Source organism: Streptomyces xiaopingdaonensis (genome assembly GCF_000262345.1).
GTDB lineage: Bacteria > Actinomycetota > Actinomycetes > Streptomycetales > Streptomycetaceae > Streptomyces > Streptomyces xiaopingdaonensis.
This window is the reverse complement of sequence record NZ_AJTQ01000342.1, coordinates 18,206-31,924: the sequence shown is the minus strand read 5'-3', so window position 1 is coordinate 31,924 and position 13,719 is coordinate 18,206. Positions and strand designations below refer to the sequence as shown.

The 13,719-nt window shown below is 71.0% G+C and carries 10 protein-coding genes; 2 read left to right on the top strand and 8 right to left on the bottom strand.

What is annotated here, in order from left to right:
* Positions 1-35: 35 nt before the first annotated feature.
* Entirely contained in the window at positions 36-1,151 is a 1,116-nt protein-coding gene (locus tag UWG_RS0125960; RefSeq protein WP_016910114.1) for a CobW family GTP-binding protein, read from the bottom strand.
* 112 nt (positions 1,152-1,263) lie between these two features.
* Between UWG_RS0125960 and UWG_RS0125955 the strand changes: the two genes are divergently transcribed.
* Positions 1,264-2,190: a sucrase ferredoxin gene (locus tag UWG_RS0125955; protein WP_016910113.1), complete on the top strand. Its 927-nt coding sequence runs from the start codon at positions 1,264-1,266 to the stop codon at positions 2,188-2,190.
* Positions 2,191-2,196: 6 nt separating this feature from the next.
* Here UWG_RS0125955 and UWG_RS0125950 read toward each other — a convergent pair whose 3' ends face one another.
* From UWG_RS0125950 to UWG_RS0125940, 3 genes are all read right to left on the bottom strand, one after another.
* Positions 2,197-3,777 carry a solute symporter family protein gene (locus UWG_RS0125950; protein WP_193386484.1) on the bottom strand — a complete coding sequence of 527 codons (1,581 nt, stop codon included), beginning with the start codon at positions 3,775-3,777 and terminating at the stop codon, positions 2,197-2,199.
* A gap of 14 nt (positions 3,778-3,791) precedes the next feature.
* Entirely contained in the window at positions 3,792-4,346 is a 555-nt protein-coding gene (locus UWG_RS0125945; protein ID WP_016910111.1) for a DUF485 domain-containing protein, read from the bottom strand.
* Positions 4,347-4,533: 187 nt separating this feature from the next.
* Positions 4,534-6,687, bottom strand: a complete 2,154-nt coding sequence (locus tag UWG_RS0125940) for a DNA gyrase/topoisomerase IV subunit B (RefSeq protein WP_050988650.1) — start codon at positions 6,685-6,687, stop codon at positions 4,534-4,536.
* Positions 6,688-7,154: 467 nt separating this feature from the next.
* Between UWG_RS0125940 and UWG_RS0125935 the strand changes: the two genes are divergently transcribed.
* A complete protein-coding gene (locus UWG_RS0125935; RefSeq protein ID WP_016910109.1) occupies positions 7,155-7,385 on the top strand; it encodes a DUF7455 domain-containing protein in 231 nt (76 codons plus the stop codon).
* Positions 7,386-7,521: 136 nt separating this feature from the next.
* Here the strand turns inward: UWG_RS0125935 and UWG_RS0125930 are convergent, their stop codons facing one another.
* From UWG_RS0125930 to UWG_RS0125915, 4 genes are all read right to left on the bottom strand, one after another.
* Positions 7,522-8,370 carry a S1 family peptidase gene (locus UWG_RS0125930; RefSeq protein ID WP_016910108.1) on the bottom strand — a complete coding sequence of 283 codons (849 nt, stop codon included), beginning with the start codon at positions 8,368-8,370 and terminating at the stop codon, positions 7,522-7,524.
* A 135-nt stretch (positions 8,371-8,505) separates the two neighbouring features.
* Positions 8,506-10,074, bottom strand: a complete 1,569-nt coding sequence (locus UWG_RS0125925; protein WP_016910107.1) for an RNA polymerase sigma factor — start codon at positions 10,072-10,074, stop codon at positions 8,506-8,508.
* Between the two features lie 495 nt (positions 10,075-10,569).
* Entirely contained in the window at positions 10,570-11,592 is a 1,023-nt protein-coding gene (locus UWG_RS0125920; RefSeq protein WP_272943214.1) for a FadR/GntR family transcriptional regulator, read from the bottom strand.
* 131 nt (positions 11,593-11,723) lie between these two features.
* Positions 11,724-13,706 (bottom strand): ATP-binding cassette domain-containing protein, encoded by a 1,983-nt coding sequence (locus UWG_RS0125915; RefSeq protein WP_016910105.1) that lies wholly within the window; start codon positions 13,704-13,706, stop codon positions 11,724-11,726.
* Between the last annotated feature and the right edge of the window lie 13 nt (positions 13,707-13,719).

Here is a 13,719-nt window from a genome sequence, read left to right as displayed (position 1 = left end):
CCGCGGGAGACCGCGGGCGCCGCGCGTGCGCGCCCCTAGGGCGCCGGCGCGTCGAGCTCGGGCGGTTCGGCGAACTCCGCGCTCCAGTCGGGGTCTTCACCGCCGTCGGCGAGCCGGGCGTCGGTGTGGCGGAGGACGCCCCACAGAGCCGACGCCCCGGGTGCCGCGTCGGGTCCGGCGACGCAGGCGCGGAGCCCGGAGAGGAGCCGTTCCTCGTCGAGATCGGTGCCGATCAGCACGAGACGGGTCGCCCGCTCCTCGCCGGTACCCCAGCGCTCGGGCGTGAACCGTAGGAATCCGCCGACGGCGTGGACGCCGTACCGCCGCCCGGGATCGGCAGGACCGAAGTCGACGCTCCCCTTGATCCGGTACAGGCCCACCGGCCGGGCGTCGAGGAAGGCGAGGAGCGCTCCCGGGTCGAGCGGCTCCCCCGCGGTGAACTCGACGGAACGGTACGCGGCGTGCAGGTGCCCGTCGTGGGCCCCGGGCGCTTCGCATCCCTCGTCCCCGTAGAGCACCTCGTCGAAGGAGAGTTGCTGCACGGCGGGGCGGTCCCGCTCGGGTGCGTCGAAGAGGAGCTCGGGATCGACGCGACCGTGCGAGGCCCGGACGACGGGGCCGCCCGAGAGCCGCTGCAACCCGGTGCGCAACCGTTCCGCCTCGTCCTCCCCCACGCGGTCCGTCTTGTTCAGGACGACGAGATCGGCAGCGGTGACGTGCCGCCCCAACTCCGGGTGCCGCTCCAGCGCGGCAGGGAACTCGACCGCGTCGACGACCTCGACGAGCCCGGCGTACCTGAGGTGCGGACTGCGGCTCGCGAGGATCATACGGATCACCGTCTCCGGCTCGGCGAGGCCGCTCGCCTCGACGACGAGCACGTCCATCCGCGCCTCCGGCCTGGCCAACCGCTCCAGGACGCCGTCGAGTTCATTGGTGTCGACGGCGCAGCACAGGCAGCCGTCGCCGAGCGAGACCATCGCGTCCACCTGACCGCTCACGGCCATCGCGTCGATCTCGATGCTTCCGAAGTCGTTGACGACGGCCCCGATCCTCGTGCCCCTGCTGCGCCGCAGCAGGTGGTTGAGGAGCGTCGTCTTCCCCGCGCCGAGGAAACCCGCGAGGACGAGGACGGGTACGCGTCGTGCGGTCACTTGTGCCTTCCTTTTGTGCCCTTGCAGCGTGGCGACCCGTCCGATCGTATCGGCCGGCATCCGTTGCGACAGGCGGGAGGAGCGGTGCGAGAGAGGCTAGGGTCACCCCGTGATGACGTGTACGAGCGCGGCCGACGCCCTCGCCGAGCCGCTCGCCGCCACCGCGGCTCACGCGCGGACCTGGCTGCTCCTCGAACAACCGGGCCCCTGGGGCGCGAAGGCCCTCACCGAGAGCCGCTTGGACCCGGCGCTCGGCGCCCTCCTCGAATCGGCCGGAGCCCCCCACGGCGTACGGGTCGCACTGATCCGCAGCACCGGACGGCACGCCGCGACGGAGGCACCGCGCCGTGCCTTCCTCGCCCACACCGCGCCCGGCGCCTCGTGGGTGCGCACGACCACGCTGGCTTCCCCGCACCGCCTCACCGCACTCGACTTCGCGGCGCTGGGCGCGGGCCGCCACGAGGGGCTGTGGGAACCGCGCACCACCGCCGCGCCGCTCGCCCTGGTGTGCACCAACGGACGCCGGGACCTCTGCTGCGCCCGACTCGGGCGCCCGCACGCCGAGGAGCTCTCCGCGACAGCCGACGCGGAGGTGTGGGAGGTCAGCCACCTCGGCGGGCACCGCTTCGCACCGACACTGCTGGTGCTCCCGTACGGCTACGCCTACGGCCGCGCCACCGCGGACTCCGCACGACGGGTGCTGGCGGCCGCTCGCCGCGGCCGGGTGCTCGGCGAGGGGTGCCGCGGACGCTCGGCCTGGGACCGGACCGGTCAGGCGGCGGACCTCGCGCTCCGCTCGCACCTCGGCGAGGAGCGCGAGGATGCCGTCGACGTCCTGGAGACCGGCGACGACGGCACCCGCTGGACCGCGACCGTGGAACACGCGTGCGGCGAGCGGTGGTTGGTGCACGGCGCGACGGGGCAGGGGGCGCCGTCCCCCGCGAGCTGCGGGAGCGTCCCCGAACCGGGCGTGCGCCAGGAGGTCCTCCGGATCGAGCCGCAGGCGCGGAGCGGCGAACCGACGCCGACGGCCGTCTGAGCCCGGCTACGCCGCACCCGCACCGGTGAGCGCCCGCACCTCCGTCTCCGCGTGCCGCGCCGGATCGCACGGCTCCCGCGCGGTGACGGTGCCGAGCCAGCCGGCGAGGAAGCCGATCGGGATGGAGACCAACCCGGGGTTCTCCAGCGGAAAGTACGCGAAGTGCACGCCCGGGAAGAGCGAGTGCGCACTACCGGAGACCACCGGTGAGAGCACGACGAGGAGCAGCGCGGGGACGAGGCCGCCGTAGACCGACCAGAGTGCGCCGCGCGTCGTGAAGCGGCTCCAGAAGAGCGCATAGAGGAGGGCGGGCAGGTTCGCCGACGCCGCCACGGCGAAGGCGAGCCCCACGAGCGAGGCGACGTTGAGGTCCTTGGCGAGCAGCCCCAGGGCGACCGCCACCGCTCCCGTGCCGGCGGCTGCGGCCTTCGCCGTCCGGACCTCGGCGGCACCGCTGCGTGCGGTGCGCCGTGCGCGCCGGAGCGAGGAGCACAGGTCGTGCGCGACGGCGGCCGAGGCGGCGAGGGTGATGCCGGCGACCACCGCGAGGATCGTCGCGAAGGCGAGGGCCGCGACGATCGCCGAGAGCGCCGCCCCTCCCGTCGAGCCCGCGCCACCGCCCAACTCGACGGAGAGGAGCGGGATCGCCGTGTTCCCTGCCGCGTTGTCGGCGCGCACCGCTCCGCTGCCGACGAGCGCGGCGGCTCCGGCCCCGAGGACGATCGTCATCAGGTAGAAGCCGCCGATGAGCCCGATCGACCAGACGACCGAGCGCCTTGCCGCCCGCGCCGTCGGCACCGTGTGGAAGCGCGCGAGGATGTGCGGGAGGCCCGCGGTGCCGAGCACGAGCGCGAGCCCCAGGCTGACGAAGTCGAGGCGCGCGGCCCATCCGCCGCCGTAGAGCAGGCCGGGCGCGAGGAACTCGGCGCCGTGGCCGCTGTGTTCGGCTGCGGAGGCGAGGAGGGCCCCGAGGTCGCCGCCGAACCGCGCGAGGACCATGACCGTGAGCGTGACGGCGCCGCCCGTCAGCAGCACGGCCTTGACGATCTGAATCCACGTCGTCGCCCGCATCCCGCCGCAGCAGACGTAGACGATCATCAGCGCGCCGACCCCGAGCACCGTCCACGTCTCGGCGGCGCCCGTCCGCCCGACGAGCAGCGCGACGATGCTTCCGGCGCCGACCATCTGCGCGACGAGGTAGAGCACGGAGACGGTCACCGAGGAGACGCCGAGCGCCACGCGCACCGCAGGTGCTCCCAGCCGCGCCGCGACGACGTCGGCGAGGGTGAACCGCCCGCAGTTGCGGACGAGTTCGGCGACGAGGAGCAGCACGACCAACCAGGCGACGAGGAACCCCACGGAGTAGAGCATGCCGTCGTAGCCGTAGAGCGCGATGAGCCCCGCGACGCCGAGGAAGGAGGCGGCGGACATGTAGTCGCCCGCGAGGGCGAAACCGTTCTCCATAGGCGAGAAGAGCCGTCCGCCGGCGTAGAACTCCTCCGGGGAACCCTGGCGGCGACGGCTCGCCCAAGTGGTGATGGCGAGCGTGGCGGCGACGACCGCGCAGAAGAGGAGCAGCGTAGACATCGGGTGGCCGCCGCTCACCGCGCGCCTCCCCGGACAGCGGTGCGGGTCATCTCCTGCGTCTCCCACCGGAGTTCGAGGGCGAGCGGATCCCTGCGGCGCGTTGCGTGCCTGACGTACGCCCAGGTGAGCAGGAAGGTGGTGGCGAACTGGGCGAGCCCGGCGGCCATCCCCACGTTGAAGACGCCGGCGATCGGTCTCGCCATCACCTCGGGCGCGCTCGTCGCCGCGACGACGTAGGAGAGGTACCAGAGCAGGAAGGCCGCACCGGCCGGCAGTGCGAACCCGCGGTACCGGCTCCGCACCTGCCGGAACGCCGGACTCCGCTGCACGGTGAGGTACACCGCCTCCCGCGCGCGGCGCTCGCGCTCCGACTCCCCTGCCGGTGACGGAAGTTGCGTGCCCGCGGCCTGGGGGCCCGTGACGCGCGCGGCCCGCGCTCGCTCGTCGGCAGGCGGCTCGACGGAGTGCCTGCCGTCCGCCTCGATACGCCCGGAACCGGCGGACGTCGGCGGCGCCTGGTCGCACCGGTCGGAGGCGAACGAGTCGTGCCAGGGGTCTTCGATGCGCATGCCCCAGCATTGCCGTAAGTGCGAGATCGCCGGCAGGACAATCCCCGATCATTCACCTCTTCAGGTGACTTGCATGCACGGGAGCGCTCGCTCCGACCGATCGGCACGCGGCACCGAGCCGTACACCCCGACGCGACGCACGGCTCGGTGCCGGCCGACCCCTGTGCGGGGGCGGCCCGTTGCCTCGTCAGATGTCGATGCGCGAGCGGTCGAGCGTCGCGGCCGAGGAACTGATGAACTCCCTGCGCGGCGTGACGTCGCTCCCCATCAGCAGATCGAACGCCTTCTCGGCAGCCTCCAGATCGCTGATGTTGATGCGCCGCAGCGTGCGCTTGTGCGGGTCCATGGTCGTCTCGGCCAGCTGGTCGGCGTCCATCTCACCCAGGCCCTTGTACCGCTGGATCGACTCCTTGTACGCCGTACCTGTGCGCTCCAACTCCAGCAGCTTCTGGTGGAGTTCGTTGTCCGAATAGGTGTAGATGTACTTCTCCTCGCCCTTCTTCGGACGGGTCAGCTCGATCCGGTGGAGCGGCGGCACGGCGGAGAAGACCCGGCCCTGCTCGACCATCGGCCGCATGTACCGCTGGAAGAGCGTCAGCAGCAGGCAGCGGATGTGCGCGCCGTCGACGTCCGCGTCGGCGAGGAAGATCACCTTGCCGTAGCGGGCCTGGTCGATGTCGAAGGAACGCCCCGAACCCGCCCCTATGACCTGGATGATCGACCCGCACTCGGCGTTCTTCAGCATGTCCGACACCGAGGACTTCTGCACGTTGAGGATCTTCCCCCGGATCGGCAGCAGCGCCTGGAACTCACTGTTGCGGGCGAGCTTGGCCGTGCCGAGCGCCGAGTCCCCCTCGACGATGAAGAGTTCGCCGCGCTCGACGTCGTCGCTGCGGCAGTCGGCGAGCTTCGCCGGAAGCGCGGAGGACTCCAGCGCCGTCTTCCTCCGCTGCGCCTCCTTGTGCTGCCGCGCGGCGATCCGCGTGCGCGCGGCCGCCGCGATCTTCTCCAGGACGGCGCGCGCCTGCGCCTTGGCGTCGCGCTTCGTGGAGGTGAGGAACTTCTTCAGCTCCTTCGCCACCACCTGCCCGACGATCCGCGACGCGGCCGAGGTGCCGAGGACCTCCTTGGTCTGCCCCTCGAACTGCGGCTCCGCGAGACGCACCGTCACCACGGCCGTCAGCCCCTCGGTCGCGTCGTCCTTGACGACGTCGTCGTCGGCGACGCGCAGCAGCTTGCCGGCCCGCAGCGCCTCGTTCACCGTCCTGGTGAGCGACCGCTCGAAACCGGAGACATGCGTTCCGCCCTTGGGCGTCGCGATGATGTTGACGAACGACCGGACCGTGGTGTCGTACCCCGTGCCCCAACGGAGCGCGATGTCGACGCCGAGGCTCCGCTGCACCTCCGTCGGGATCATGTGCCCCCGGTCGTCGAGGACCGGCACCGTCTCCTTGAAGCTGCCCTCGCCCTGCAGGCGGACGACGTCGCAGACCGCCCGGTCCTGCGCGAGGTACTCGCAGAACTCGCTGATCCCGCCGTCGTAGCGGAAGACCTCCTCGCTCGGCTCCGCCCCGTCGGTCCCGCGCTCGTCGCGCACGAGGAGCGTGAGCCCGGGGACGAGGAACGCCGTCTGCCGGGCGCGCGCATGGAGCGTCTCCAGCGAGAGCTTCGCGTCCTTGAGGAAGATCTGCCGGTCCGCCCAGTAGCGCACGCGTGTGCCCGTGCGCGTCTTGGGGAGCTTCTTCCCCTTCAACATCCCCGTCGCGGGGTCGAAGGGGGCGTCGGGACCGGACTCCGTGAAGATACCGGGGACGCCCCTGCGGAAGCTGATGGAATGCGTACGGCTGCCCCGGTCGACCTCGACGTCGAGCCGCGAGGAGAGCGCGTTCACCACCGAGGCGCCCACACCGTGCAGCCCACCGGAGGCCGCGTACGAGCCGCCGCCGAACTTCCCGCCGGCGTGCAGCTTGGTCATCACCACCTCGACGCCGCTCAGCCCCGTCTTCGGCTCGACATCGACGGGGATGCCGCGCCCGTTGTCCCTGACCTCGACGGAACCGTCGTCGTGCAGGTGGATCTCGATGCGGTCGCAGTAGCCGCCGAGCGCCTCGTCGACCGAATTGTCGATGATCTCCCAGAGGCAGTGCATCAGGCCGCGGCTGTCGGTCGAGCCGATGTACATGCCGGGCCGCTTGCGGACCGCTTCGAGCCCCTCGAGGACGAGCAGGTGCCGCGCTGTGTAATTGGAGCCGCCCTCCCGCTCTGCCCCGCTCAGCAGTGCGGTGGACGACGTGGAGTTTCCCCCGGAGGCCCGGGCGGAACTCCCCGTGCCGGAGGCCATGACGGGGTCCCCGGAAGCTACGGGAGTGTCGGCGGTCACGCGGTTCGCTCCTCGCTGAATTCTGTTCGTGGTGGCTGGATTACCGGGTCAGAGGGTACCGAGCCCCTGAACACTGCGTGATACGCCACCCAGGAAGACGCCATGCTAGCCCAACCTCGATAACCTGTTCGAAGAACCCGTCTCGTGACGCGTACATCACGTTCCCAAGGGGGCATGAACCGTTTAGGCTCCGGGCACGTCCTCATGAACGACGACGTCGTGGTTCCGAGGCGGACAACTGCACGCAGCACGACAACCGCACACAGTGTGAATACGGACCCACCTGCACAACGGCCATTCGCCGCCACCCGGCAACATCCCGGCCGCCCGGGAAAAATCTCGGGAATCTGCGCCACACCGGGAACGTTTTCGGCCTGGTTGGATGTTGACCCAGGTACGACAGCTCGTCGAGCTAGAGAAGAGGCGACGTGACTACAGTTCTGACCCCCGCGACCCCGCTGACGGCCGAAGACCGCTGCGACCGCTGCAACGCCCAGGCCTACCTGCGCGTGGTGCTCACGAGCGGCGGCGAGCTCCTCTTCTGCGCCCACCACGGACGTAAGTTCGAGCCCGAGCTCAAGAAGGTCGCCGCGGAGATACAGGACGAGACGGAGAAGCTCACCGCGACTCCCTCCACCGCAGGCGAAGAGGAGCGCTGAGGCTCCTCCCGACCGGACGTGCGGCGTGCCCCGCACGTCCGTGACCGCGCATCCGACGAGCTCGGACCGGCACAGCCGGCCACACGGGCGGCCACCCCCAGCCACCGGGGGCGGCCGCCCGTAGCGCGTCCGGCCGCTAGGAGCTCTGCTCCTTGATCTTCGCCAGCACGGCGGAGATCCGCGTGTAGACGCCGGGCTGACCGGCCTCCCCGCACCCGGCTCCCCAGGAGACCAGCCCGACGAGCCGCCCCTTGGCGACGAGCGGACCACCGCTGTCCCCCTGGCACGCATCCCGACCGCCGCCCGTGACACCGGCGCAGAGCATCGACTCCGCCTTGTACCGGGCCTCTCCGCCGCTCGTGTAGGCGCGCTCGCAGGTGCGGTCCGAGAGGACCTGTACGTCCGAGGCGCGGAGCGAGGAGGAGTAGTCCGCCTGCCCCGTCGTGTCCCCCCAGCCGTACACCCTGGCGTCGGTGCCCGGCGCATATGCAGCGTCCCCCTCCGCGGCCATCGGGACCGCGGAATTCTTCGAGAACGCCTTGTCGACGGTGAGCACCGCGAGATCCCCCACGTCGCTGCTGCCGTTGAACTCGGGGTTGACCCAGACCTTGCGCACCGGCAGCTCCTCCCCCGCGGAACCGTTGATCTCGGTTCGTCCGCTGATCACTTTGAGGTCACCGACCTTGGAGTGCTCGACGCCCAGGACCTTGGTGCTCAGGCAGTGGGCCGCCGTGACGACGGTGTGGGCGTCCACGACGGCGCCGCCGCAGAACTGCCCCGAACGCTTGGGCCCGAAGACCGAGCGGCTCGACAGAGCCACCACCCAGGGGTGCTGCGCCGTGCTCACCGCCTGGCCTCCGACCACGACGCGGTCCTTGGCGATCGCCTCGCCCGTCTGCGGTATGAGGAGCGCGCCGGTCAATGCGGCCAGTAGCGGGGCGGCCGACAGCGGCCGGCGGGGGCGGTGAGGGCGGAAGGTGCGCATAGAGCCACGGCCTCCTGACTGTACGGAGCTCTGTGAACACCCAGGGTCATACTCCGTCGCGTTCACCGCATCCGGAGACCGCACACACGTGGGGGCCGGAGGTGTCCCTCCGGCCCCCACACGGCTGTTCGGCGCTCAGTCCAGGTAGTCGCGGAGCACCTGGGAGCGAGACGGGTGACGGAGCTTCGACATCGTCTTCGACTCGATCTGCCGGATGCGCTCACGCGTCACGCCGTAGACCTTGCCGATCTCGTCGAGCGTCTTCGGCTGCCCGTCGGTGAGGCCGAAGCGCATCGAGACGACGCCGGCCTCGCGCTCGCTGAGGGTGTCGAGCACCGAGTGGAGCTGCTCCTGGAGGAGCGTGAAGCTCACCGCGTCCGCGGGGACGACGGCCTCGGAGTCCTCGATCAGGTCACCGAACTCGCTGTCCCCGTCCTCACCGAGAGGCGTGTGCAGCGAGATCGGCTCCCGGCCGTACTTCTGGACCTCGACGACCTTCTCCGGGGTCATGTCGAGCTCCTTGGCGAGCTCCTCCGGCGTGGGCTCGCGGCCGAGATCCTGGAGCATCTGCCGCTGGACGCGCGCCAGCTTGTTGATGACCTCCACCATGTGCACCGGGATGCGGATCGTCCGTGCCTGGTCGGCCATGGCCCGGGTGATCGCCTGGCGGATCCACCACGTCGCGTAAGTGGAGAACTTGTAGCCCTTGGTGTAGTCGAACTTCTCCACGGCGCGGATCAGGCCGAGGTTGCCTTCCTGGATCAGGTCGAGGAAGAGCATCCCGCGCCCGGTGTACCGCTTGGCGAGGGAGACCACGAGACGGAGGTTGGCCTCCAGGAGGTGGTTCTTCGCCCGCCGACCGTCCTCGGCGATGATCTCCATCTCGCGCTGGAGCTTCGGCGCGAGCTTGTCCTCCGCAGCCAGCTTGTCCTCGGCGAAGAGGCCGGCCTCGATCCGCTTGGCGAGCTCCACCTCCTGCTCGGCGTTGAGGAGGGGGACCTTGCCGATCTGCTTGAGGTAGTCCTTGACCGGGTCGGCGGTCGCGCCGGCGGCGGCGACCTGCTGCGCCGGGGCGTCGTCCTCGTCGTCGTCGGAGAGGACGAAGCCCTCGTTCTCGTTCTTCAGCTCCGCGGTGGGGCCGTCCTCGGCTCCGGGCTTTCCGGGCTTGATCGGGGGCTGCTCCTCGATGACCTCCTCGGCTCCTTCGAGGAGCTCCTCGACCACGGACTTCTTCGTCGCGGTCTTCTTCGCCGCCGTCTTCTTGGTGGCGGTGGCCTTCTTCGCCGTGGTCTTCTTCGCCGTGGCCTTCTTCTCGGCAGGTTCCACCGAGGGCTCGCTGTCGGCCGGGGCCGACACAGCGGGAGCCTCGGACGTCGCCGCCGGGGTCGGGCTGACCTTCTTCTTGGCAGGGACGGGTTTGGTAGCGGTGCGCTTGGCCGGGGTCTTCGCTGCGACGCTCTTGCGGGTGCGCTTGGGCGCCTCTGCGGCACTCACCATCAGCGTCACGCCCTCCTCGTCGAGGATCTGGTTGAGGCTGCGCAGAACGTTCTTCCACTGGGTTGGCGGAATCTGGTCAGCCTCGAAGGCCCGACGTACGTCATCGCCGGCGATCTGCCCCTCAGCCTTTCCCCGCTCGATGAGCGCCATCACGGACTCGGACTCGGCGATCTCCGCAGGGAGCGTACGGGATGTGCTGGCCGACACGAACAACCTCTCGGAACGATGGAAACGGCGGGCCGTCGGCGGGGATCAACCGACGGCGCGGGCTGAGCAGTGGAGGGATGAGTCTTCAGACCGAAGCCCCCTGCGGGGGCCTCTTATTCCTTCCGCGGCTGTCACCTCTTGAGTCATCGCGCTGGCACGCAAAGCGTTACGCCCAATTCACGTGGCGCGAGTCACACTCCATACCCCAACAGATGCGGTCACAAGGGAAGAAAGCACCTCGCGATCCCACCTCACCCGTCTCCGAGTGCCTGACCGCATCAGGCGGAACGGCTCCATGGTGCCTCTCCCGCCTCATGCCGCGGGGCGCGCACTGAGGAGATTTGGCGCACTTTCGCGCGCCGGGCGCAGATCGGCCGCCCCACCGCGCGGTGGGGCGGCCGGGGGCACCGTGCGCTCCGGCACGGAGCGGTGCCCGCTCCCGCGGAGTCGGGCCCGGGCGGCTGCCGCGGGCCGATCCGCCGGACGTGGTGGTGCTCAGTGCTCGCGGGGCGGCGGAACCACGTGGTCGGGGCCGGGCTGCCCTGCGGCCTGCCTCGCCGCCTCCGGCTGCACGCCTGCCTCCTCGGCCTTTTCGGCCCGCCCGCCGAGGAGTTGGCGCATCTCGCTCTCCGCGACGGCACCCTCGCCGGCGCCCAACGCCTCGACGACGCGCTGATGCTGAGCGAGCGCCCCCTCCGTCAAGACGTCGCAGCCGCCGCTCGACGGACCGCCCGAGACCTGGAGCGCCGAGGAGACGATGCCGGAGAGGTGCTCCAGCATGCGGTTCCCCGCGGCCTGGAGCACGAGCGTGTGGAACTCCGCGTCTGCACGCGAGAAGGTGAGGGTGTCGCCCTGGGCAAGGGTCTGGGTCATGATCTCGACCATGTCGGCGAGCCGCTGCTGGGTCTCGTCCCTGGTGCGGCCGGCGGCGAGGCGTGCGGCCAACGGCTCGATCGCCCACCGCAGTTCGCAGAGTTCGCGGCGCTGACTGTCGCGCTGGGGGCCGAAGGCCCGCCACTCGATGATGTCCGGGTCGAGGAGGTTCCAGTCGCTCACCGGGCGCACGCGGGTACCGACGTTGGGCCTGGCGCTGACGAGCCCCTTCGCCTCGAGGACCCGGAGGGACTCGCGGACGACGGTCCGGGAGACCTCGAAGCGCTGGCCGATCTCCTCGGGAACGAGCGGGCGGTCCGCACCCAGGTCGCCGGAGACGATCATCTGCCCCAACTGCTGGACGAGTTGGCCGTGGAGGCCACGTCCGCGGCTTCCGGCGGTGCGCCGGCCGACTCGGTTGACGTCTGCCTCCGCGCCGTCCCATGCGGGCGCGTTGGTGGTGGCACGGGCCGCTCCGGAGGATTCGGCGTACGCGTAGCGGTCGAGCTCGCCTGGACCGACGAGGCCGGTGTTGGTGTGGCGAGCCGAGGTCATCGTGGAGTGCGCAAGGGTAGTCACGCATCCTTTGTCGGCCGCCTGTGGGACGGGCTTGAGGGCTGTCTTGAGGGCTTTGGTGAAAAGCACACGAAAGGGTGATCGCTGGGTTTCGTTCGATTGACGCCGATCGGGGAAGGGACGGTCCGCCGCCATCTCCGCGCGCCGGCAAGGCCGTTGGGGCCCGCCGCGACTTCTCCGGCGGGCCCTCGTCGGACTTCTCAACGGGTCCGGGTACGGAGAACCGTCAGTGCGTAGATACAGAGCAGGGCGGTCAGCGCCAGAGCCACGGCCTGGCCGAGCGGCTGGGCGGCGACGTGCAGCAGGACGCCGATCCAGCGCTCCAACCCGGCGGGCAGGGGACCTTCGGTCCAGCGCTCCACCTCTCCGGGGACGCTCGCAAGCGCGGCCAACGGATCGACAGCGAAGACGTTGCGCAGTGCAGTCGTCGCCGCGAGCGGCACAGCGGCGAGCGCGAGCAGCCCGGCGGCCGTCCGTCGGGCGAGCCCGGCGGCGAGGAGACCCACCCATGCGCAGCCGACGGCGAGCGCGGCGAGTGCTGGAAGCTGGACATACCAGGGGGCTCCGGCTCCCGCTGGTGCCCGCGTATCCAACACCCCGAGGCCGTAACAGGCGCTCAGTACCGAGGCGTTGACGAGCGCGACGACGAGCGTGAGACCGATCGCGACGGCCGCAGAGACGAGCAGCTTCGCCGTCGACAGGCCCAGTTTCCGCGGCACGGGCAGGTGCTGGGGTGCGAGAGACGGAAAGCGGAACTCCTGGCCGAAGGAGAGCGCACCGAGAACCCCGGCGGCGATGGCGGTGGGCGGCAACAGAAGAAGCGCCGGGTCCGCCCATCCCGTGACGACGGACACCAACGGGGGCAGGGGGCTCGTGCGGAGCCCTTCGCCGAAGATGACGGCGGCCGTACCGAGCGCGAGCGACGCGAGCACCGCGGCCGCAAGGATCAACCAGGGCGTACGCACGCCGAACATCCGGAGGAGTTCGTACCGCACGGGTGCCACGGGGCCTGGACGCACCGTGCGCAGCTTCGGCGGAAGAGGGCTCGGAAGCTCGGAGGCCTTCTGCCCGTCCGCCTCGCATTCGGCATCGACGGACTCCGGACCCGGACCGGTTCGCGCGGGACGCGGCAGGGCGTTCTCGGGCGCCGTCGGCAGCGGCGTCGCAGTCGCGACGGCTCGCCGCGAGGCTCCGGGCGAACTCGTCTCGATCGTCACCTCGGGGAGGGTGGGCCGGCGTGCGCCGGTGGCCGGGTCGGGGATGCGCAACAGGTGCTCAGGGACGACCCGTTCTTCCCGCGGCAGGCGCCCCTCCACGGCGAGACGGTGGACGAGCACACCGGCGCGGAAGGCGGCGTCGCCCACCGACGCGCAGCTCGCTCCGTACACGGAGAGTCGGTCCTCGCTCTCGCGAACGACCTCGACGTGCTCCCCGGCATTGGCGAGTTGGCCGGCTTCGGCCTCCGTGACGAGAATGCCGGCCAGCCGCTCGGCGTCCGGGGAGAGGACGACGATGCGGGGGCGCAGCCGCGTCTGCGCAAACTCGGAGGCGTTCTCGTCTCCCACCAGACGCCCGTGGCGAAGGGTGAGTACGCGGTCGGCGACGGCCGCGGCCTCCTCGGGGTCGTCGGTCGTGGCGAAGACGGTGCCGCCCTGATCGGCGAAGCCGCGAAGGATGCCGTGCAGCCAACTCGCCTCTCTCGGCGGGAGACCGGCCGTCGGCTCGTCGAGGACGAGCGTGTGCGGATCGCCGAGGAGGGCGACCGCGACCCCGAGGCGGCGGCCCATGCCTCGGGAGAACGCACCGAGCCGCTGCCCCGCCATCCCGTCCAGGTTCACCACGGCGAGTACGTCCTCGACGCGTGCTGCGGGCACGCCTGCGACAGCGGCCATCATCCGTAGGTGCCCCTTGGCTGTCCGGTCCGGGTGTCCCGGGACCTCATCGAGCAGCAGTCCGATCTCCCGGGCGGGTTGGGGTACTCGGTGCATCGGGCGTCCGCGAAAGAGGGCCACGCCTCGCCCTGCTCGGAGCTGCGACATCAGCTCTACCGCGCTCGTCTTGCCAGAACCCTTCGGTCCGCACAGCACGGTGACGGCGCCTGGTCGCGCCTCGAAGGTGAGGTCGTCGACGGTCGGCCGCTGCCGGCGACGAGGGGTGCTGGTGAGCCCGATGGCCTGGATCATCGATTCTCCGCAG